General features: G+C 66.1%; 22 protein-coding genes and 1 pseudogene. 11 read left to right on the top strand and 12 right to left on the bottom strand.

Features of this window, described 5'->3' with window-relative positions; genetic code table 11:
* Positions 1–8: 8 nt before the first annotated feature.
* Entirely contained in the window at positions 9–515 is a 507-nt protein-coding gene (gene def / locus ACX1DW_RS17230) for a peptide deformylase (protein WP_045632452.1), read from the bottom strand.
* 148 nt (positions 516–663) lie between these two features.
* Between def and ACX1DW_RS17225 the strand changes: the two genes are divergently transcribed.
* The 3 genes from ACX1DW_RS17225 to ACX1DW_RS17215 all read left to right on the top strand — a co-directional run bounded on the left by ACX1DW_RS17225 (position 664) and on the right by ACX1DW_RS17215 (position 3,577).
* Positions 664–1,689: a LysM peptidoglycan-binding domain-containing protein gene (locus ACX1DW_RS17225; RefSeq protein WP_063540276.1), complete on the top strand. Its 1,026-nt coding sequence runs from the start codon at positions 664–666 to the stop codon at positions 1,687–1,689.
* A gap of 85 nt (positions 1,690–1,774) precedes the next feature.
* Positions 1,775–2,869, top strand: a complete 1,095-nt coding sequence (gene dprA, locus ACX1DW_RS17220) for a DNA-processing protein DprA (RefSeq protein WP_063540277.1) — start codon at positions 1,775–1,777, stop codon at positions 2,867–2,869.
* Between the two features lie 150 nt (positions 2,870–3,019).
* Complete coding sequence (locus tag ACX1DW_RS17215) at positions 3,020–3,577, top strand: L-threonylcarbamoyladenylate synthase (protein WP_444815536.1); 558 nt, start codon at positions 3,020–3,022, stop codon at positions 3,575–3,577.
* Between the two features lie 67 nt (positions 3,578–3,644).
* Here the strand turns inward: ACX1DW_RS17215 and ACX1DW_RS17210 are convergent, their stop codons facing one another.
* Entirely contained in the window at positions 3,645–4,622 is a 978-nt protein-coding gene (locus tag ACX1DW_RS17210; RefSeq protein ID WP_200596943.1) for an NADPH:quinone reductase, read from the bottom strand.
* A gap of 152 nt (positions 4,623–4,774) precedes the next feature.
* On the opposite strand from ACX1DW_RS17210, the gene hemF reads away from it, so the two are divergent.
* Together hemF and aroE are read left to right on the top strand one after the other, a co-directional pair.
* Positions 4,775–5,692, top strand: coding sequence for an oxygen-dependent coproporphyrinogen oxidase (gene hemF / locus ACX1DW_RS17205; protein WP_436784970.1), 918 nt, complete (start codon positions 4,775–4,777; stop codon positions 5,690–5,692).
* A gap of 42 nt (positions 5,693–5,734) precedes the next feature.
* Positions 5,735–6,547, top strand: coding sequence for a shikimate dehydrogenase (gene aroE / locus ACX1DW_RS17200; protein WP_326429255.1), 813 nt, complete (start codon positions 5,735–5,737; stop codon positions 6,545–6,547).
* Between the two features lie 78 nt (positions 6,548–6,625).
* Here the strand turns inward: aroE and ACX1DW_RS17195 are convergent, their stop codons facing one another.
* Together ACX1DW_RS17195 and ACX1DW_RS17190 are read right to left on the bottom strand one after the other, a co-directional pair.
* Positions 6,626–7,237, bottom strand: a complete 612-nt coding sequence (locus tag ACX1DW_RS17195; RefSeq protein WP_110778607.1) for an NAD(P)-dependent oxidoreductase — start codon at positions 7,235–7,237, stop codon at positions 6,626–6,628.
* A gap of 13 nt (positions 7,238–7,250) precedes the next feature.
* Positions 7,251–7,556 (bottom strand): ElaB/YgaM/YqjD family protein, encoded by a 306-nt coding sequence (locus ACX1DW_RS17190; RefSeq protein WP_102839134.1) that lies wholly within the window; start codon positions 7,554–7,556, stop codon positions 7,251–7,253.
* Between the two features lie 261 nt (positions 7,557–7,817).
* Here ACX1DW_RS17190 and pbpG point away from each other — a divergent pair, with 261 nt between their 5' ends.
* Complete coding sequence (gene pbpG / locus ACX1DW_RS17185) at positions 7,818–8,756, top strand: D-alanyl-D-alanine endopeptidase (RefSeq protein WP_110778605.1); 939 nt, start codon at positions 7,818–7,820, stop codon at positions 8,754–8,756.
* A gap of 62 nt (positions 8,757–8,818) precedes the next feature.
* Here pbpG and ACX1DW_RS17180 read toward each other — a convergent pair whose 3' ends face one another.
* The gene (locus ACX1DW_RS17180; protein WP_458993442.1) at positions 8,819–8,968 is read right to left on the bottom strand and encodes a hypothetical protein; all 150 of its coding nucleotides are present in this window, start codon (positions 8,966–8,968) and stop codon (positions 8,819–8,821) included.
* Here ACX1DW_RS17180 and ACX1DW_RS17175 point away from each other — a divergent pair.
* From ACX1DW_RS17175 to ACX1DW_RS17165, 3 genes and pseudogenes are all read left to right on the top strand, one after another.
* Positions 8,943–9,104, top strand: a pseudogene (locus tag ACX1DW_RS17175) (PepSY domain-containing protein); the annotation flags it as partial. The gene ACX1DW_RS17180 and the pseudogene ACX1DW_RS17175 overlap by 26 nt on opposite strands.
* Before the next feature lie 57 nt (positions 9,105–9,161).
* Positions 9,162–11,231: a maltose alpha-D-glucosyltransferase gene (gene treS, locus ACX1DW_RS17170; protein ID WP_063540285.1), complete on the top strand. Its 2,070-nt coding sequence runs from the start codon at positions 9,162–9,164 to the stop codon at positions 11,229–11,231.
* A gap of 83 nt (positions 11,232–11,314) precedes the next feature.
* The gene (locus ACX1DW_RS17165; RefSeq protein WP_458991981.1) at positions 11,315–11,920 is read left to right on the top strand and encodes an eCIS core domain-containing protein; all 606 of its coding nucleotides are present in this window, start codon (positions 11,315–11,317) and stop codon (positions 11,918–11,920) included.
* A 110-nt stretch (positions 11,921–12,030) separates the two neighbouring features.
* On the opposite strand, the gene ACX1DW_RS17160 is transcribed toward ACX1DW_RS17165, so the two are convergent.
* Genes ACX1DW_RS17160 through ACX1DW_RS17150 form a run of 3 tightly spaced genes read right to left on the bottom strand, consistent with a single transcriptional unit; the run spans position 12,031 to position 14,527 of the window.
* Complete coding sequence (locus ACX1DW_RS17160; protein ID WP_110778603.1) at positions 12,031–12,804, bottom strand: MetQ/NlpA family ABC transporter substrate-binding protein; 774 nt, start codon at positions 12,802–12,804, stop codon at positions 12,031–12,033.
* Positions 12,805–12,854: 50 nt separating this feature from the next.
* Positions 12,855–13,520, bottom strand: coding sequence for a methionine ABC transporter permease (locus tag ACX1DW_RS17155; protein WP_458991980.1), 666 nt, complete (start codon positions 13,518–13,520; stop codon positions 12,855–12,857).
* Positions 13,520–14,527, bottom strand: a complete 1,008-nt coding sequence (locus tag ACX1DW_RS17150; RefSeq protein WP_458991979.1) for a methionine ABC transporter ATP-binding protein — start codon at positions 14,525–14,527, stop codon at positions 13,520–13,522. Before ACX1DW_RS17150 ends, ACX1DW_RS17155 begins: the two co-directional genes overlap by 1 nt.
* Before the next feature lie 264 nt (positions 14,528–14,791).
* Here ACX1DW_RS17150 and katE point away from each other — a divergent pair, with 264 nt between their 5' ends.
* Positions 14,792–16,927 (top strand): catalase HPII, encoded by a 2,136-nt coding sequence (katE, locus tag ACX1DW_RS17145; protein ID WP_458991978.1) that lies wholly within the window; start codon positions 14,792–14,794, stop codon positions 16,925–16,927.
* Positions 16,928–17,168: 241 nt separating this feature from the next.
* Here the strand turns inward: katE and ACX1DW_RS17140 are convergent, their stop codons facing one another.
* The 4 genes from ACX1DW_RS17140 to zur are packed head-to-tail and all read right to left on the bottom strand — an operon-like array spanning position 17,169 to position 19,713.
* Entirely contained in the window at positions 17,169–17,666 is a 498-nt protein-coding gene (locus ACX1DW_RS17140; RefSeq protein ID WP_458991977.1) for a YgjP-like metallopeptidase domain-containing protein, read from the bottom strand.
* Positions 17,663–18,448: a zinc ABC transporter permease subunit ZnuB gene (gene znuB / locus ACX1DW_RS17135; RefSeq protein ID WP_156245659.1), complete on the bottom strand. Its 786-nt coding sequence runs from the start codon at positions 18,446–18,448 to the stop codon at positions 17,663–17,665. The genes ACX1DW_RS17140 and znuB overlap by 4 nt, the downstream gene beginning before the upstream one ends.
* 12 nt (positions 18,449–18,460) lie before the next feature.
* Complete coding sequence (znuC, locus tag ACX1DW_RS17130) at positions 18,461–19,231, bottom strand: zinc ABC transporter ATP-binding protein ZnuC (protein WP_458991976.1); 771 nt, start codon at positions 19,229–19,231, stop codon at positions 18,461–18,463.
* Positions 19,228–19,713 carry a zinc uptake transcriptional repressor Zur gene (gene zur / locus ACX1DW_RS17125; RefSeq protein WP_013981214.1) on the bottom strand — a complete coding sequence of 162 codons (486 nt, stop codon included), beginning with the start codon at positions 19,711–19,713 and terminating at the stop codon, positions 19,228–19,230. Before zur ends, znuC begins: the two co-directional genes overlap by 4 nt.
* A gap of 64 nt (positions 19,714–19,777) precedes the next feature.
* On the opposite strand from zur, the gene znuA reads away from it, so the two are divergent.
* Positions 19,778–20,776, top strand: coding sequence for a zinc ABC transporter substrate-binding protein ZnuA (gene znuA, locus ACX1DW_RS17120; protein WP_458991975.1), 999 nt, complete (start codon positions 19,778–19,780; stop codon positions 20,774–20,776).
* The last annotated feature ends 39 nt before the right edge of the window (positions 20,777–20,815 follow it).

The raw sequence follows: 20,815 nt of genomic DNA, 5'->3' as shown, positions 1-20,815 counted from the left end.
TTCGGGAATCAAGCCTGCTGGCGGTGGATCTTTTCCAGCTTCTTCTTGATCCGGTCGCGCTTGAGGCTGGACAGGTAGTCGACGAACAGTTTGCCGTTGAGGTGATCGCATTCGTGCTGGATGCACACCGCAAGCAGGCCTTCGGCGACCAGCTCGTAGGGCTTGCCGTCGCGATCCAGTGCCTTGATGCGCACCTTCTGCGGACGATCGACGTTCTCGTAGAAGCCCGGGACCGACAGACAGCCTTCCTGATACTGGTCCATCTCGTCGGTCAGCGATTCGAATTCGGGATTGATGAAAACCCGCGGCTCGGACCGGTCTTCGGACAGGTCCATCACCACCACGCGCTTGTGCACATTGACCTGCGTCGCGGCCAGGCCGATGCCCGGAGCCTCGTACATGGTCTCGAACATGTCATCGATCAGCTGACGGATCTCGTCATCGACCACATCCACCGGTTTGGCGATGGTGCGCAGCCGCGGATCGGGAAATTCAAGGATGTTCAGAATGGCCATATGCGTTTGTGATGCACTTATGGAATAAAGTCAAAAGCCGCTGCTAAGATGCCGAGCAGCATGGAAAACGGCTTAATGCCGCGATCCACAAGGGTTCCGCGGCGCTAGGGCGCTTTACGTGAAGGCACATAATAAAGGGATTCACCACATGAGGAAATCACTACTCGCCCTGCTCCTGGTGGCCGTCGGCGGGCTCGCGCAGGCCGCGGTGCAGCTCAAGGACAATCATCCGGAGCGCTATACCGTGGTGAAGGGCGACACACTCTGGGACATCTCCGGCCGCTTCCTGCGCGAGCCGTGGAAATGGCCGGAGCTGTGGCATGCCAACCCGCAGATCGCCAACCCTCATCTGATCTATCCCGGCGACACCCTGAGCCTGGTCTACGTTGACGGCCAGCCGCGACTGGTTCTGGACCGCGGCGCCTCGCGCGGCACCATCAAACTGTCGCCCACCGTGCGCACCACGCCAATGGCCGAAGCCATCCCGACCATCCCACTGGAGGCGATCAACAGCTTCCTGCTGAGCAACCGCATCGTCGACACTGCCGAGCAGTTCCAGGGCGCGCCGTACATCGTCGCCGGCAATGCCGAGCGGGTGATCAGCGGTGCCGGTGATCGCATCTACGGCCGCGGCGCATTCGAGGCGAACATGCCGGCCTACGGCATCTTCCGCCAGGGCAAGACCTACCTCGATCCGGAAACCGGCGAGTTCCTCGGCATCAACGCCGACGATGTCGGCTCCGTCGAGATCCTCGAGATCGAAGGCGACATCGCCACCATGCAGCTGACCCGTACCACCCAGGAAGCGCGCATCGGTGATCGCCTGTTCCCCGGCGAGGAGCGTGCGGTCAACTCCACCTTCATGCCGAGCGCCCCGTCCACCCAGGTCGAAGGTGTGATTCTCGACGTGCCGCGTGGCGTCACCCAGATCGGCCAGTTCGACGTGGTCACGCTGAACAAGGGTGCTCGCGACGGTCTGCAGGACGGCAACGTGCTGGCGGTGTACAAGACCGGCGAAACCGTGCGCGATCGCGTGACCGGCGAAAACGTGAAGATTCCGGACGAGCGTTCCGGTCTGCTGATGGTGTTCCGCACCTACGACAAGCTCAGCTACGGCCTGATATTGCAGGCCACGCGCTCGCTGGCGGTGAGCGACAAGGTTCGTAACCCCTGAACAAGAGAGCCCCGCGAAAGCGGGGCTTTTTCATGCTGTGCCAACACCGCACGGATGCGGTGCAACGAGACAAGGAGTGTTCACCATGCCTGCCATATCCCCTGCCGAGCTGGAAGCTCGGCTGCGTCTGCATCTGCTGCCCGAGCTGGGACCGCGTCGTTTGCGCAAGTTGCTGAGCGCCTTTCCCGATGCCGCTTCGGCACTCAGCGCACCGGCCAGCGCCTGGCGCTCGCTGGGCCTGCCGGCCAGCTGCGCCGAACCGCGCCGCAGCAGTGAGATTCGCGAGCGCGCCAGTGCCGCCCTCGCCTGGCTGGAGCAGCCGGACCGGCATCTGCTCTGTTGGGACGATCCCAACTACCCTGCCCTGCTGGCTGAATTGCCGGATGCGCCACCCCTGCTGTTCATCGCCGGCGATGCGGCATTGCTCGATCGGCCACAGCTGGCGATGGTGGGTAGTCGTCGCGCCTCGCGCCACGGACTGGACAATGCGCGGGCGTTCGCACGCAGTCTGGCTGCAGGTGGCTTCGTCATCACCAGCGGTCTGGCGCTGGGCATCGACGGCGCCGCGCACCAGGGCGCGCTGGAAGCGGGCGGCAAGACCGTCGCGGTGCTCGGTACCGGCCTCGAACGGTTGTATCCGCAGCGTCACGTCGGCCTTGCCCAGCAGATCCTCGACGGAGGTGGTGCGCTGGTGTCCGAGTTGCCGCTGGACTGCCCACCGCAGGCAAGCAACTTTCCGCGGCGCAATCGCATCATCAGTGGCCTTTCGCTGGGTGTGCTGGTGGTCGAGGCGAGTCCGTCCAGTGGTTCGCTGATCACCGCGCGACTCGCTGCCGAGCAGGGCCGTGAAGTCTATGCGATTCCCGGTTCGATCCATCATCCCGGCGCCCGTGGTTGCCATCAGCTGATCCGCCAGGGTGCCGCGCTGGTAGAGTCGGTCGACGATGTGCTCGAAGCCCTGCGTGGCTGGCAGCGCGTCGAGTTGCCTGCCGGCGCAGACCCAGCGCCGACACCGGACAACCCGCTGTTACGCGAGCTACTGGCCGCGCCGCGTAGCAGCGAAGCACTGGCCATGGCGCTCGATCAGCCGCTGGGCCAGTTGCTGGCGCAGCTGACCGAACTCGAGGTGGAAGGCCGGGTCGCTTGCGACAACGGCCTCTGGTCAGTGCTTGTGCACTAACCCTTCGTAGCGATGGGTGCGGCCTGATCCGTTTGCTGGTTCAGGTGCCGCCTGCCGGTTGCAGCTTGTTGCGAAACAGTTCAGGCGCCCCCTGCTCGGTACAAGGCGCGTTGGGTACACTGCCGGCTTTTCATCCAGGCAGAGGTCGGCATGATTGGCGATTGGCGTGTGCAGCAGGTGGCGCGGGTGGTGCGGGCCGGCGGGGTGATCGCCTACCCGACCGAAGCGGTCTGGGGTGTGGGTTGTGATCCCTGGGACGAAGACGCCGTGCTGCGCTTGCTGGCGCTCAAGGAGCGGCCGGTGGAGAAAGGCCTGATCCTGATCGCCGATACCGTCGAGCAGTTCGATTTCTTGCTGGACGATCTACCCGAGCGTTGGCTCGATCGCCTGGCCGGAACCTGGCCGGGGCCGAATACCTGGTTGGTACCGCATCGTGGCCGCTTGCCCGAGTGGATCACCGGGCGGCATGACAGCGTCGCCCTTCGCGTTACCGATCATCCGCTGGTCAAGCGCCTCTGCGCGCTGACCGGGCCGCTGGTGTCGACCTCGGCCAATCCGGCCGGTCGGCCCGCGGCGCGTTCGCGGCTGCGGGTGGAGCAATATTTCCCGCGTCAGCTCGATGCCGTGTTCACCGGCCCGCTGGGTGGACGGCGCAACCCCAGCGTCATTCGCGATCTGCGCACGGGCGAGGTGATTCGTCCGGCCTGAACCGGCGCTGAAACCCGCTGAGCGGCTGCCCCTATAAGGGCAGCCGGTAAGGGCAGCCGGCGCGGCGTCAGGGCAGCAGAATGGTCGAGCCGGTGGTTTCCCCCGCCGCCAGTTTGCGCTGGGCTTCGGCCGCTTCGCTGAGCGGATAGCGCTGGCCGATCTCGACTTGGATCTTGCCGCCGCCGATCATCTCGAACAGTTCATCGGCCATGGCCTGCAGGCGTTCCGGGGTGTCGGCGTAGCCGGCCAGGATCGGCCGGGTGACGAACAGCGAGCCCTTCTGCGCCAGCACACCCAGGTTCACCCCGGTGACGGCCCCGGAGGCGTTGCCGAAGCTGACCAGCAGGCCGCGCGGGGCGACGCAGTCCAGCGAGATTTCCCAGCTGTCCTTGCCCACCGAGTCGTAGACCACCGGGCACTTCCTGCCTTCGGTCAGCTCCAGCACGCGCTGCACCACGTCCTCGCGGCTGCGGTCGATGGTGGCCCAGGCGCCCAGGGCCTTGGCCCGCTCGGCCTTTTCCGCCGAGCCGACCACGCCGATCAACTGTGCGCCCAGTGCGCGAGCCCACTGACAGGCGATCGATCCGACACCGCCGGCGGCGGCATGGAACAGCACGGTCTCGCCGGCCTGCAGCGGGTGAATCTGGCGCAGCAGATACTGGCAGGTCAGGCCCTTGAGCATGACCGCGGCCGCCTGCTCGTAGCTGATTGCGTCCGGCAGTTTGACCAAGTGCCGAGCCGGCAGTGTGTGGTACTCGCCATAGGCACCCAGCGGGCCGGTGGCATAGGCGACCCGGTCGCCGGGCTGCAGGTGCTGCACGCCCTCGCCCACCGCGTCGACCACGCCGGCACCCTCGGTGCCCAGGCCGGACGGCAGGCTCGGCGGCTGGTACAGGCCGCTGCGGAAATAGGTGTCGATGAAGTTCAGGCCGATGGCGTGATTGCGCACCCGTACCTCGCCCGCAGCCGGCGCGCCGAGAGGCACATCGACCTGTTCCAGAACTTCGGGACCGCCGTGCTGGCTGAATTGGATGCGCTGGGACATGTCTGGCTCCTGGACGTTGAAAGAGCGCCTATCCAACCCGCCGGGGCTGCGTTCGTCAATCGGGCTGATGCTATGCTTGCCGGCCGACCCCGTTTCAAGCACCGCTCAGCCATGCGCCGCTGGCTGCGTGCGGTCATTCGCAAGGTGATTTAGTGAACGACAGGACCGAAGCCGTCAAAGCCTATCTGCTCGATCTGCAGGACCGAATCTGTGCCGCACTGGAGGCCGAAGACGGTGGTGCGCGCTTCGTCGAGGATGCCTGGACGCGGCCTGGCGGCGGTGGTGGCCGGACGCGGGTGATCGAGAATGGCGCGCTGATCGAGAAAGGCGGAGTGAACTTCTCCCATGTGCACGGCGATAGCCTGCCGCCTTCGGCCAGTGCCCATCGCCCGGAGTTGGCCGGGCGCAGCTTCGAGGCGCTCGGCGTGTCGCTGGTGATCCATCCGCACAACCCCTACGTGCCGACCTCGCATGCCAACGTGCGCTTCTTCATCGCCGAGAAGGAAGGCGAGGAGCCTGTCTGGTGGTTCGGCGGCGGCTTCGACCTGACGCCCTACTACGGCGCCGAGGAAGACTGCGTGCACTGGCACCGGGTCGCGCGGGACGCCTGCGCGCCCTTCGGTGCGGATGTCTATCCGCGCTACAAGGAATGGTGCGATCGCTATTTCCACATCAAGCACCGCCATGAGCCGCGCGGCGTCGGCGGGTTGTTCTTCGACGACCTGAACCAGTGGGATTTCGACACCAGCTTCGCCTTCATGCGCGCGGTCGGTGATGCCTATCTCGACGCCTACCTGCCCATCGTCCAGCGGCGCAAGGCCACGCCGTTCGGCGAGCGCGAGCGACAGTTCCAGCTGCTGCGCCGCGGCCGCTACGTCGAATACAACCTGGTCTACGACCGCGGCACGCTGTTCGGCCTGCAGTCCGGCGGGCGCACCGAATCCATCCTGATGTCATTGCCGCCGCAGGTGGCCTGGGGCTACGACAAGCACCCCGAGCCGGGTTCGCCGGAAGCGCGGCTGACCGAGTATTTCCTCCAGGACCGCGACTGGCTGGCCGAGCAGCCCTGACCTTCGACTGCTACCTGCACCCCACACAGCAAGGATTCACCCATGGACCGCTACGGCGTCTTCGGCAACCCCATCGGCCACAGCAAGTCACCGCAGATTCACACGCTGTTCGCCGCGCAGACCGGCCAGGCGCTGAGCTATGAGCCGCTGCTAGCGCCGCTGGATGACTTCCCGGCGTACGCTCGGGCGTTCTTTCGCGACGGTTTGGGCGCTAACGTGACCGTACCGTTCAAGGAGCAGGCCTATCGCATGGCCGATGAGCTGACCGAGCGCGCCCGCCGCGCCGGTGCGGTGAACACCCTGAAGAAGCTGGAGGATGGGCGCCTGCTCGGAGACAACACCGATGGCGCCGGGCTGGTCGCCGACCTGCTCAATGCCGGCCTGGTCCTGAGCGGGCAGCGCATCCTGCTGCTCGGCGCTGGTGGCGCGGTGCGCGGCGTACTGGCACCGCTGCTGGCGCATCGGCCGGCTGAATTGATCATTGCCAATCGCACGACGAGCAAGGCCGAGCAGCTGGTGCAGGAGTTCGCCGAACTCGGGCCGTTGTCCGCCCGCGGCTTTACCGAGCTTGCCGAACCGGTCGATTTGATCGTCAACGGCACGTCGGCCAGCCTTGGCGGCGAGCTGCCGCCGCTGGCCGACAGCCTGATCAATACCGGCCAGACCTTCTGTTACGACATGATGTACAGCGCCGAGCCGACGCCGTTCTGCCGCTGGGCCGCGGCGCTGGGCGCGACCACCCGCGACGGGTTGGGCATGCTGGTGGAGCAGGCGGCGGAAGCCTTCGAGCTCTGGCGTGGCGTGCGCCCGAATACCGCGCCGGTACTGGCCGAACTACGGCGGCAGTTGGGCTGAAGGACTTTTGGCGCGGTCACGTCTCGCTGACCGTTGCGCTGCTCAATCCTGAACCATGAGCAACTGACAGAACGGCTGCTAGCTGCGGAAATGGATGCGCTGGTGCAGGTGCTGCGGACGTTCCAGCTCGTCGACGATGCCGGCGGCGATGCGTTGCAAGTCGCGGTAGGGATTGGCCTCGCCCTTGCCAGCGGCCTCGGCTAGTGCCTCGACGGTCAGCTGGTTGCCGGCCGGTGGCGCATCCACCAGGGTCCAGTCGAGGGGGTGGGCGGCGAGTCGCTGCAGGGCGGCCTCGACTTCCGGTTGCCGCTCGATGGCCGGAAAGTCGGCGATCAGCAGCAGCCGCTCGACGCCGACCCGCTGCAGCCCGAGCAGCAATGCCTCCACCGCCTGGTAGAAATCGCGCCGCGGCGACTCGCCGGTGACGGCATCGGTGCTGGGCAGGCGCGGCGTGTGATACAGGCAGATCACCGCATCCATTCCTGCCACGCTTTCGCTGACGCTCAGTGGATCGAACAGGTCGCCCGGCTTGGTCCGCAGACCCGGCCGGGCGGATAAGGAGTTGAGATCGTCCAATAGCGCCACGGCCTCGTGCTGGCGGCTGAGCAGCTCGACCAGCAGCGCGCTGCCGAGATCGTCATGCGCACCGTAGACGGCGAACTTGAGCCGTGGCGTTTCGGCGTTGAGCATGGCGCGTGGCCGGTCAGCGGCGGCTGACTAGGTAGCCGATCAGGGCGAAGGCGCCAGCGGCCAGGGCCAGAGTGCCCAGCGGATGCTCCTTGGCACAGTCGCGCGCGGCGCGGCTGGCTTCACGGGTGCGCCGGGACAGGTCGGCATAGTGCTCGTCCCAGTGCTGGTCGTGCCAGAGCGACTCGGCGCGCGAGCGCAGGGTGTTGAGGCGATGACGGGAGTCGCGGCTGGCATCGTGCTTGAGCTCGTCGAGCGCACGCATCAGGCTGTCGATCTCGCGTTGGACTTCTTCGCGGGTGGTGGGCTTGTGGCTGAACATGGCGGGACCTCCCCTCGGTAAGTGTGAGGGTTTGACCTCGAAAATCCGCAGAGGTGCGGCCCGGGGCCTTGGCCCGGCAGCCCGAATGGCGCGGCAGGGTGTCTCGGTTCGGCCGTTACGCCGGTGCTGCTTCCGACGAACCGTTCATCGGCTGCAGGCGAGTCGCCAGGCGATTCCCTATACTGCGTCACATTGTCCACAGGGGTCGTCTACTGCGGCGCATTCCGCGTCCCGTGCCCCTTCATCGCGGGGAAACCAATCGTGAAATTTCGTCGTACGTTGGCCAGCCTGTTGTTCACCTGCCTGGCCACGTTGCCGCTCGCCCATGTCCAGGCCGCCAAGCCGGCCATGCAGGAACTCGCCTCCGGCAGCGCCCTGCTGGTCGATCTGAAGACCAACGAAGTGCTCTATTCCAGCAATCCGGACATGGTTGTGCCGATCGCCTCGGTGACCAAGCTGATGACCGCCATGGTCGTGCTCGATGCCAAGCTGCCACTGGACCAGGCGTTGCCGGTGACCATACGTGAGGCCAAGGAAATGCAGGGCGTGTTCTCTCGCGTGCGCATCGGCAGCGAGATCAGCCGCCGCGAAATGCTGCTGCTGACCCTGATGTCTTCCGAGAACCGCGCCGCCGCCAGCCTCGCCCACCATTACCCGGGCGGCTACTCGGCCTTCATCCAGGCGATGAATGCCAAGGCGCGGGCGCTGGGCATGAGCCGCACTCACTATGTCGAGCCCACCGGCCTTTCCGAGCGCAACGTCTCCAGTGCCAACGACCTGGTCAAGCTGATTCGCGCCAGCCGCCAGTACCCGCTGATCCAGCAGTTCAGCACCACCGGCGAGAAGACCGTGGCTTTCCGTAAGCCCAATTACACCCTGGGCTTTCGCAACACCAACGCCCTGGTGCGCAAGAACAACTGGGACATCCAGCTGAGCAAGACCGGCTTCACCAATGCTGCCGGCCATTGCCTGGTGATGAGCACGACCATGAAGCAGCGCCCGGTGGCCTTCGTGGTGCTCGACGCGTTCGGCAAGTACACCCACATGGCCGACGCCAACCGGCTGAAGAAGTGGCTGGAAACCGGCACCGTGACGCCGGTACCTGCGGCGGCGCTGGCCTACAAGCAGCAGAAGCAGGCGCAGCGCCAACTGGCCGGCCAGCCCGCCGATGCGGCGCAGGCGCTGCTCGACGCCCGCTGAGGTCTGCCGTTCGCTGCTTGGCAATGGCGTCTCGCAGCGAACCTGACCGTCAGACCTGACGATCAGCGAGCATTCTTGGGTTTGCGCAACTCTTTTTGCTGAGCGTCGTTCCTGTCATGAACGCCATCGCACCCGCGCCTGATCAGGTCGCCGATGACGACGCCGTCGTTCCCCGCCTGGTCTGCCCTGCTGCTGGCGTTCAGCGCCGGCATGCTGGTAGTTGCCTTCAGCGGCGTGCTGCTGGGCTGGCGGCGCCTGCGTGCTCGGCCACGGCGCGTTAGGTCTCGGGTCGCGCGGGATGCCCGGCCGTCCCGAACAACCCCGACAGATGATCCTATGCAACGATGACGGTACAGCTGACTCAAACGACTACATTTCCCTTAGCAGAGTGGGAACCGACGTCGAATGAGCACCCCAGACGATAGCTATATCCAGTGGCTGGTGGACCAGTCCATGCTGCATGCGGCGCGCGAGCGGTCGCGCCATTACGCCGGTCAGGCGCGTCTCTGGCAGCGGCCTTATGCCCAGGCCCGCCCGCGCGATGCCAGCGCCATCGCCTCGGTGTGGTTCACCGCCTATCCGGCGGCCATCATCACGCCGGAAGGCGGCACGGTACTCGAGGCCCTCGGTGACGATCGCCTCTGGAGTGCGCTGTCCGAACTCGGCGTGCAGGGCATCCACAACGGGCCGATGAAGCGTTCTGGCGGCCTGCGCGGACGCGAGTTCACCCCGACCATCGACGGCAACTTCGACCGCATCAGCTTCGATATCGACCCGAGCCTGGGGACCGAGGAGCAGATGCTGCAGCTCAGCCGGGTGGCCGCGGCGCACAACGCCATCGTCATCGACGACATCGTGCCGGCGCACACCGGCAAGGGTGCCGACTTCCGCCTCGCAGAAATGGCCTATGGCGACTACCCCGGGCTGTACCACATGGTGGAGATCCGCGAGGAGGACTGGGAGCTGCTGCCCGAGGTGCCGGCCGGGCGTGATTCGGTCAACCTGCTGCCGCCAGTGGTCGACCGGCTCAAGGAAAAGCATTACATCGTCGGCCAGCTGCAGCGGGTGATCTTCTTCGAACCGGGCATCAAGGACACCGACTGGAGCGTCACCGGCGAGGTCACCGGGGTCGACGGCAAGGTGCGCCGCTGGGTCTACCTGCACTATTTCAAGGAGGGCCAGCCGTCGCTGAACTGGCTCGACCCGACCTTTGCCGCGCAGCAGCTGATCATTGGCGATGCGCTGCACGCGATCGACGTCGCCGGCGCGCGGGTGCTGCGCCTGGACGCCAATGGTTTCCTCGGCGTGGAACGGCGCGCCGAGGGCACTGCCTGGTCGGAGGGCCATCCGCTGTCCGTCACCGGCAACCAGCTGCTCGCCGGGGCGATCCGCAAGGCCGGCGGCTTCAGCTTCCAGGAGCTGAACCTGACCATCGACGACATCGCCGCCATGTCCCACGGCGGGGCCGATCTGTCCTACGACTTCATCACCCGCCCGGCCTATCACCATGCGTTGCTCACCGGCGATACCGAATTCCTGCGCATGATGCTGCGCGAGGTGCACGCCTTCGGCATCGACCCGGCGTCGCTGATCCATGCGCTGCAGAACCATGACGAACTGACGCTGGAGCTGGTCCACTTCTGGACGCTGCACGCCTACGACCATTACCACTACAAGGGCCAGACCCTGCCCGGCGGCCACCTGCGCGAACATATCCGCGAGGAAATGTATGAACGGCTGACCGGCGAGCACGCGCCGTACAACCTCAAGTTCGTCACCAACGGGGTTTCCTGCACCACCGCCAGCGTGATCGCCGCAGCGCTGAACATTCGCGATCTGGATGCCATCGGCCCGGCCGAGGTGGAGCAGATCCAGCGTCTGCACATTCTGCTGGTGATGTTCAATGCCATGCAGCCCGGCGTGTTCGCCCTTTCCGGCTGGGATCTGGTCGGCGCCCTGCCGCTGGCGCCCGAGCAGGTCGAGCACCTGATGGGCGACGGCGATACCCGCTGGATCAATCGCGGCGGCTATGACCTCGCCGATCTGGCGCCTGAGGCGTCGGTCTCCGCCGAAGGCCTGCCCAAGGCCCGTTCGCTGTACGGCAGCCTGGCCGAGCAGCTGCAGCGCCCGGGGTCCTTCGCCTGCCAGCTCAAGCGCATCCTCAGCGTGCGCCAGGCCTACGACATCGCCGCCAGCAAGCAGATCCTGATTCCCGATGTGCAGGCGCCAGGGCTCCTGGTGATGGTTCACGAGCTGCCTGCCGGCAGGGGCGTACAGCTCACCGCGCTGAACTTCGGCGCCGAGCCGATCAGCGAGACCATCTGCCTGCCCGGCGTGGCGCCCGGCGCGGTGGTGGACATCATCCATGAGAGCGTGGAGGGCGACCTCAGCGACGATTGCGAGCTGCAGATCAATCTCGATCCGTACGAGGGCCTCGCCCTGCGTGTGGTCAGCGCCGCGCCGCCGGTGATCTGAGCGCCCTCTTCGCGTGCTCCGGGCGCACGGCTATAGTGCGCAGCCCCTGGGGCGCGCATCGCCCTCGCCGTCGAGACCATCCCGTGTCGTTCACTTCGCTTTTGCGCCTTGCACTGCTGCCGCTGGCGCTGCTTGCCCTGCCCGTATGGGCCCAAACCGCTTGCCCGCCCGGGCAGCAGCCGATCTGCCTGAGCGGCGCCTGCCTCTGCATGCCCGCCGCCGCCAGCGATCCTCAGGCCGTCTACGACCGGGTGCAGCGCATGGCCACGCTGGGTCTGCAGAGCTGGATTCAGCAGTCGCGCGACCGCCTGGTGGCCGGTGGTGTCGAGCCGATACCGCTGCACATCCGCTCGCAGCTCGAGCCGTATTTCGATCTTGCCGTGCTGGAGAGTGCGCATTTTCGCGTCGGCGACGAGGTAGTGCTGAATGCCGGCAACACCCTGCTGCGCAACCCGGACGTCAATGCCGTGACCCTGATCGACGTCATCGTCTTCCGCCACGAGGAAGATGCCCGGGACAACGTCGCGCTCTGGGCCCATGAGCTCAAGCACGTCGAGCAATATCTGGACTGGGGCGTCGCCGAGTTCGCCCGGCGCTATACGCAGGATTTCCGTGCCGTGGAGCGCCCGGCCTATGCGCTGGAGCGTGAGGTGGAAGAGGCCTTGCGCGAGGCGCAGACGCGGCGCTGAGCGAGCTGATCGGTGCTGCTGCCTGCTGCCGGCTGAAGCCCACCAATGACGCCGGCGAAAACGAAAAACCCCGCCGAGGCGGGGTTTCTGACGCAGGTTGTGCGGTCAGCTCAGAACGCCGGGACCACGGCGCCCTTGTACTTTTCCTCGATGAACTGGCGCACTTGCTCGCTATGCAGCGCGGCAGCCAGTTTCTGCATGGCGTCGCTGTCCTTGTTGTCCGGACGGGCGACCAGGATGTTCACGTAGGGCGAATCGCTGCCTTCGATGACCAGGGCGTCCTGGGTCGGGTTCAGCTTGGCTTCCAGCGCGTAGTTGGTGTTGATCAGCGCCAGGTCGACCTGGGTCAGCACGCGCGGCAGGGTCGCGGCTTCCAGTTCGCGGATCTTGATGTTCTTCGGGTTCTCGGCGATGTCCTTCGGCGTGGCGGTGATGCCCGCGCCGTCCTTCAGCGTGATCACGCCGGCCTTGGCCAGCAGCAGCAGGGCGCGGCCGCCGTTGGTGGCGTCGTTGGGGATGACCACGGTGGCGCCGTTGGCCAGCTCGTCCAGCGACTTGACCTTGCTCGAGTAGGCGCCGAAGGGCTCGATGTGCACACCAGCGACGCTGACCAGATTGGTGCCCTTGCCCTTGTTGAACTCATCCAGATACGGCTGGTGCTGGAAGAAGTTGGCGTCCAGACGCTTCTCGGCGACCTGGATGTTTGGCTGCACGTAGTCGGTGAAGACCTTCACGTTCAGTTCGACGCCCTGCTCGGCCAGCTGCGGCTTGACGAATTCCAGCAGCTCGGCGTGCGGCACGGCGGTAGCGGCGACGGTCAGGGTCTCGGCGGCCTGGGCGGAAAATGCGGCGACGGTGGCCAGGGCGGCAATCAGTTTCTTCATCGTTCGGTTCCTTGGATGGAGCGGCGTGCGTGGTTTCGCTCGCCCTGGGTTCATTTACGCGAAAAGTGGGTGACCAGTCTGTCGCCGACGCTTTGCAGCACCTGCACCAGTACCAGCAGCAGGATCACGGTGACCACCATCACGTCGGTCTGGAAACGCTGGTAGCCGAAGCGGATGGCCAGGTCGCCGAGGCCGCCGGCACCCACCACACCGGCCATTGCGGTGTAGGACACCAGGGTGATGGCCGTGACGGTAATGGCGGCGATGATGCCCGGACGCGCTTCCGGCAGCAATGCACTGAAGATGATCTGCCGCGTCGTCGCGCCCATGGCCTGGGTCGCCTCGATGATGCCGCGGTCCACTTCGCGCAGTGCGGTTTCCACCAGGCGGGCGAAGAACGGCGCGGCACCTACCACCAGCGGCGGGATGGCTCCGGCCACGCCCAGCGAGGTGCCGGTGATCAGAACAGTGAAGGGAATCATCACGATCAGCAGGATGATGAACGGCAGCGAGCGCAGCACGTTGACCACGAACGACAGCGCGGCATACAGCGGGCTGTTCTCGAACAGCTGGCGCGGACCACTGAGAAACAGCAGCACGCCCAGCGGCAGGCCGAGCAGAATGGTAAACAGCAGCGAGCCGCCGAGCATCAGCAGGGTGTCCAGCGTGGCCAGCCAGATTTCGTACCAATCTACGTTGGTGAACAGAGCATCCATCAGCGCAAGACCTCCACGTGCACGTCGGCGGCCTGCAGGTGGCTCATCGCCGCGCTCATGTCACCGCCGATCAACGCCAGGGTGAGCTGGCCGTAGGGGGTGTCCTTGATGCGGTCGATGCGCCCGGACAGGATGCTGTAGTCGACCCCGGTTTCACGGGCGACGGTGCCTAGCAGCGGCTTGTAGGTGGCGTCGCCCTGGAAGGTCAGGCGCAGGATGCGGCCCGGCACATGGGCGAAATCATCGTGCAACTCGCCTTCGTCCATCGCCTCGTCTTCCAGGACGAAGCGCTGGGTGGTCGGATGCTTCGGGTGCAGGAACACCTCAGTGACCGGCCCCTGTTCGACGATGGCACCGGCATCCATCACCGCGACGCGGTCGCAGACGCGGCGGATCACGTCCATCTCGTGGGTGATCAGCACGATGGTCAGCTTCAGCTCGCGGTTAATCTCGGCCAGCAGTTGCAGCACCGAGGCGGTGGTCTGTGGATCGAGGGCGCTGGTGGCCTCGTCGCAGAGCAGGATGCTCGGCTCGGTGGCCAGCGCGCGGGCGATGCCGACGCGCTGCTTCTGGCCGCCGGAGAGCTGTGCCGGGTACTTGCGTGCATGGTCCTTGAGCCCGACGCGTTCGAGCAGGCTGGCGACGCGGGCGTCGATCTCGCTGCGCGAGCGGATGCCGGCCAGGCGCAGCGGCATGGCGACGTTGTCGGCCACCGTCTTGGACATCAGCAGGTTGAAGTGCTGAAAGATCATCCCGACGCGCTGGCGGAAGCGCCGCAGGCCGTCGGCATCCAGCGCGGTGACGTCCTCGCCGTTGACCAGGATGCGTCCGCCGGAGGGCTCCTCGAGGCGATTGATCAGGCGCAGCAGCGTGCTCTTGCCGGCGCCGGAATGGCCGATCAGACCGAACACTTCACCGGAGGCGATTTCCAGCTGCGTCGGTTGCAGCGCGGGAATATCGCGGCCGGCGGTCCGATAGGTTTTATGGACTTGATGGAATTCGATCACGGGCGAACCTTGTGGGTGCGACGTTTGTTGCCGGGATGATCGGCGAAAGCCCGGCATTCTACCCGTTTGCCGGCGACGTCGCTCGCCTGCGCCGCTGCGATTGAGCAAATCCATGGCGCTGATAGGCAAAGCAAATCGTCGCAGGCGGCAACCTTGCGGCGATCTATGGGGTCACTAACCGGTACGCCGTGAATCGATCATGTGTCTGCCCCGCGTTCCGGGCCGATCGTTCGCGGTACCGCTCACCGCAAACGGAGGCCCACCATGACCGACAAGACCCCGCAACAGAGCGAGCTGGCCGGTACCGACACCGTCGACCGCGCCAATCACAACGCCAAGCTCGATCAGCTGGAAGCGTTTCGCAGCGACGCCACTGGCGAGGCGCTGCGCACCAATCAGGGCGTGAAGATCGCCGACAACCAGAACACCCTCAAGGCCGGCGATCGCGGGCCCTCGCTGCTCGAAGATTTCATCATGCGCGAGAAGATCACCCACTTCGACCATGAGCGCATTCCCGAGCGCATCGTGCATGCCCGCGGTGCCGCGGCGCACGGTGTGTTCGTCAGCTACGCCGACCACAGCTGGCTGACCAAGGCCTCGTTCCTCGCCGCCGAAGGCAAGGAGACGCCGGTGTTTGTGCGCTTCTCCACCGTGCAGGGCTCGCGCGGCTCGGCGGACACCGTGCGCGACGTGCGCGGCTTCGCCACCAAGTTCTACACCGATGAGGGCAACTTCGACCTGGTCGGCAACAACATGCCGGTGTTCTTCATCCAGGACGCCATAAAGTTTCCGGACTTCGTCCACGCGGTGAAACCCGAGCCGCACAACGAGATACCGCAGGCGCAATCGGCCCACGATACCTTCTGGGATTTCGTCTCGCTGACGCCTGAGTCCGCACACATGGTGCTCTGGACCATGTCCGACCGCGCCCTGCCGCGCAGCTATCGGGCGATGGAAGGCTTCGGCGTGCACACCTTCCGCCTGATCAATGCCGAGGGCGTTAGCCGCTTCGTCAAATTCCACTGGAAGCCGGTGGCCGGCGCCTTCTCGCTGGTCTGGGACGAGACGCTGAAGATCGCTGGCAAGGACCCGGACTTCAACCGCCGCGACATGTGGGAGTCCATCGAGATGGGCGACTACTTCGAGTGGGAGCTGGGTGTGCAGGTGGTCGAGGAGGCCGACGAGCACAAGTTCGACTTCGACCTGCTCGACCCGACCAAGATCATCCCCGAGGAGCTGGTGCCGGTGCAGAAGCTCGGCAAGATGACCCTCAACCGCAACCCGGACAACTTCTTCGCCGAGACCGAGCAGGCCGCCTTCCATATCGGCCACATCGTACCGGGCATCGACTTCACCAACGACCCGCTGCTGCAGGGCCGGCTGTTCTCCTACACCGACACCCAGCTGCTGCGTCTCGGTGGGCCGAACTTCCACGAGATCCCGATCAACCGCCCGCTGTGCCCGTTCCACAACAACCAGCGTGACGCCTTCCATCGCCAGACGATCAACAAGGGCCGCGCCAACTACGAGCCCAACTCGATCGACAGCGGCTGGCCCAAGGAAACCCCGCCGGCGGCCCAGGGCGGCGGCTTCGAGAGCTATCCCGAGCGGGTCGAGGGGCACAAGATCCGCAACCGCAGCGAATCCTTCGGCGACCACTTCTCCCAGGCCACGCTGTTCTGGAACAGCATGAGCGAGCCGGAGAAGGAGCACATCATCGGCGCCTACACCTTCGAGCTGGGCAAGGTGGAGCGGGTGTTCATCCGCGAGCGCCAGGTCAACGAGATCCTCGCCAACATCGACCTGGAGCTGGCCCGCCGCGTTGCCGAGAACCTCGGCCTGCCGGTCCCGAGCGCGCCGACCGTGACGCCGAAGACGCCAACCCCGCAGAGTTCGCCGGCGCTGAGCCTGATGAATCACGTACCGGGCAATATCAAGTCGCGCAAGGTGGCGATCCTGGTGGCCAACGGCGTCGATGGTGCGGCGATCGATACATTCAAGGCCAAGCTGGCCGAGCAGGGCGCGCTAGCCAAGGTCATCGGCCCGTCGCCGGCCCCGGTGAAAACCGCGGACGGCCAGATGCTGGCGGTCGATGCCGCGATGGATGGCATGCCCTCGGTGATGTTCGACGCGGTGTTCGTCCCCGGTGGTGCCGATGCGGCGGCCGCCATGGCCAAGTCCGGCGAGGCCAAGCATTACCTGCTGGAGGCCTACAAGCACCTCAAGCCGATGGTACTGCTCGGCGACGCGCGACAGATGCTGGCGACGCTGAACCTCACTCCGGATGCCGGGTTGCTGGAAGGCGATGACGTCGATGCGGTATTCGGCAACTTCGCCCAGGCGCTCGGCCAGCATCGGGTCTGGGCCCGCGAGGCCGTAGCGGCAACGATCCCGGCGTAACGGGTCAGCGTAGGGTGGATGGCTGAAGCCATCCACGCGGTGCCGGGTACGTTGCCTGGCGTGGCAGCGGGGGTGGTGGGCTGAAGCCCACCCTACGGTCGAGGGCTGCACCTGTAGGGTGGGCTTCAGCCCACCGTGGCGCGGTTTTCGGTCAGATCGCCGGCCCGTCTGTGCTCCGCATACGACCAATCCGGGTCATACGCAGGGTGGATTGGCCGCAGCATCCACGCCGGGCGCCTCGTCAGCCGCTCTGCAGCTCCCGCCAATGCAGGAACAGCCGCAGGTCGAACTCGATCTGCCCGTAGCCGGGCAGCATGTGTTCGCAGAGCTTGTAGAACGCACGGTTGTGCTCGCTCTCGCGCAGGTGAGCGAGCTCGTGCACCACGATCATCTGCAGAAATTCCGGCGCCGCCTCGCGAAACAGTGCGGCGACGCGGATTTCCTTCTTTGCCTTGAGCTTGCCGCCCTGCACCCGTGACACCGCGGTATGCAGGCCCAGCGCGCGATGGGTCAGGTCGAGGCGATTGTCATAGAGCACCTTGTCGATCGGCGGCGTGCTTTTCAGGTACTCGTGCTTGAGCGTCTGCACGTAGCCGTACAGCGCCTTGTCGCTCTGCACCTGATGCCGGCCGGGATAGCGCCGCTGCAGATAGTCGCCCAGACGGTCCTCGGCGATCAGCTGGCACACCTGAGCCAGCAGCGGCTCGGGGTAGCCGCGCAGGTACTTCAGATCGGTCATGCGCGTTTCGGCCAGGCGAAGCTGAGCAGGAAAAGCGCGGCGGCGCTGACCACGATGGACGGCCCAGCCGGGGTGTCTTCGTACCAGGACAGCGTCAGTCCCAGGCACACGGCAACGATTCCCAGGATGCTCGCGCCCAGCGCCATCTGCTCCGGCGTGCGCGCATGGCGCTGTGCCGCGGCGGCGGGAATGATAAGCAGCGAGGTGATCAGCAGCACGCCGACGATCTTCATCGCCACGGCGATCACCACGGCGATCAGCAGCATCAGCGCCAGGCGGATGCCGGCCACGGGCAGGCCTTCGACCTTGGCCAGCTCCTCGTGCACGGTGATCGCCAGCAGCGGCCGCCACAGCGGAATCAGCATCAGCAGCACCAGGGCGCTGCCGCCGATGATCCAGGCCAGATCGCTCGGCCCGACGGCGAGCAGATCGCCGAACAGATAGCCCATCAGGTCGATGCGCACGTCATCCATGAAGCTCAGCGACACCAGGCCGAGCGACAGCGTGCTGTGCGCGAGGATGCCGAGCAGGGTGTCGGAGGCCAGCGGCTGGCGCTGTTGCAGGGTCACCAGCAGCAGGGCGAGCAGCACGCAGCCGACGGCCACCGCCAGCGTCAGGTTGACGTCCAGCATCAGCCCGAGGGCGACGCCGAACAGCGCGGCGTGGGACAGCGTGTCGCCGAAATAGGCCATGCGCCGCCAGACGACGAACGAGCCGAGCGGGCCGGCGACCAGCGCCAGGGCCAGGCCGGCGAGCAGGGCGTTGAGAAGGAAATCGGGCATCTGATGCTCTGTCTAGTGCTTGCAGTTCGGGCCGTGGACGTGGGGTTTGCCGGTCACCACGCTGCCGTGCAGGTCGTGGCTATGGTCGTGCTGGTGGTGGTAGATCGCCAGGCTGCGCGCGTCCTGACCGAACAGCTCGACGAAGGCCGGGTCGCTGCTGACCTGCTCCGGGTGCCCCGAGCAGCAGACGTGGCGGTTGAGGCAGACCACCTGATCGGTGGCGCTCATCACCAGGTGCAGGTCGTGGGAGACCATCAGCACACCGCAGCCGTAGCGGTCGCGCAACACACCGATCAACCGGTACAGCTCGGCTTGGCCGGCGACGTCGACGCCCTGCACCGGCTCGTCGAGTACCAGCAACTCCGGCTCGCGCAGCAGCGCGCGGGCGAGCAGCACGCGCTGCATCTCGCCGCCGGAAATCTTCTGCAGCGGGCTGTCGATCACATGCTCGGCACCGACTTCACCCAGCGCTGCGAGGGCGCGGGCGCGGTCGACGCCGGGGACCAGGCGCAGAAAGCGCAGCACCGACAAGGGCAGGGTGGGGTCGACGTGCAGCTTCTGCGGCATGTAGCCGACGCGCAGCCGCGGCTTGCGCCAGACCTGGCCATGGTCGGGCTTGAGCAGGCCGAGCACGGCGCGCACCAGGGTGGTCTTGCCGGCCCCGTTGGGGCCGATCAGGGTGACGATCTCGCCGCGATGCACCTGCAGTTGCGCGCCTTCCAGCACGTTCTGGTTGGCGAAGCGCACATGGATGTCATCCAGCCGCAGCAGTACCTCGCTCATGCGGCGTTCCGGCAGTTCGAGCAGAGCCCGACGACTTCCACGGTCTGGCCTTCAACGGAGAAGCCAACGCTGCCGGCGGCGCTGTCGATGGCCTCGGCGATGGCCGGGCGCTCCAGCTCGATGGCGGTGTGGCAGAGACGGCAGATGAGGAACTGGCCCTGATGCGGATGCTCCGGGTGGTTGCAGCCGATGAAGGCGTTGAGTGAGGCGATGCGGTGCACCAGGCCGTTCTCCAAGAGGAAATCCAGCGCGCGGTACACGGTGGGCGGCGCGGCGCGTCGGCCGTCCTGCTCGCTCAGCACCGCAAGAATGTCGTAGGCGCCGAGCGGCTTGTGGCTCTGCCAGACCAGCTCCAGCACGCGCTTGCGCAGCGCGGTCAGGCGCACGCCCTGGCGTGCGCAGAGGCTGTCGGCTTCGGCCAGCGCATGGCTGACGCAATGGTCATGGTCGTGGGGCGTACAGGCCAGCGGGGTCTTGGACATGAGCGGCGACGTGTTGGGGTAGAGACGTTATTATGTACCAATTCCTCCCGTACGAGTGACGCCCGTGAATCGTCTTTTTTCCCTTCCCTTGCTCGCGGCGCTGGTTGCTGGCGCCGCGTCCGCCCACGCCGAAGTTCGTGTGCTGACCAGTATCAAGCCGCTGCAGCTGATCGCCTCGGCGGTTCAGGATGGCGTCGGTGAGCCTGACGTTCTGCTGCCGGCCAGCGCTTCGGCGCATCATTACTCGCTGCGACCGTCCGATGTACGGCGTATCCGCGATGCGCAGCTGTTCTACTGGATCGGTCCAGATCTGGAGAGCTTCCTGCCGCGCGCACTGAGCGCTCGCGAAGGCACGACCGTGGCGGTGCAGGACCTGCCAAAGCTGACCCTGCGTCGGTTTGGTGATGCGCACGCGCACGACGAGACTGAACATCACGATCACGACGATCACGACGGCCATGACCATGGTGCTCACGGGAATGAAGCGGCCGCACATGGCGAGACCGCCCATGCCGACGAGCACGACCACGACCATCGCCCAGGCACGCTCGATGCGCACCTGTGGCTGCTCCCGGCCAATGCCCTGATCATCGCAGAGCGCATGGCCGCTGACCTGGCCGCCGCCGACCCGGCCAACGCACAGCGCTACCAGGCCAACTCGGCGGCCTTCGCCCAGCGCATCGAGGCGCTCGACGCCCGTCTCAAGCAGCGCTTCAGCAAGGTGCAGAACAAGCCGTTCTTCGTTTTCCACGAGGCCTATGACTACTTCGAAGCGGCCTACGGTCTGCGCCATGCCGGCGTGTTCAGTGCCGGTGGCGAGTCGCAACCCGGCGCGCGGCATGTGGCGGCGATGCGCGAGCGGCTGCAGCAGGCCGGGCCGAGCTGCGTGTTCAGCGAACCGCCGGCGCGTCCGCGCCTGGTCGAGACGCTGACCGCCGGCTTGCCGGTGAAGATGGCGGAACTGGACGTGCTGGGCGTCGGCCTGGCGACGGATGCGCAGGGTTACGAGAAGCTGCTGGAAGGTCTCGGTGACACCCTGGCCGACTGCCTGGAATCGCTCTGAGACCGCGCCGCAATGGCATTGGTGGGCTGAAGCCCACCC

The organism is Stutzerimonas sp. KH-1 (assembly GCF_054483855.1).
Note: the sequence above shows the minus strand (reverse complement) of the source record. Positions and strands in the feature narration are given on the sequence as shown.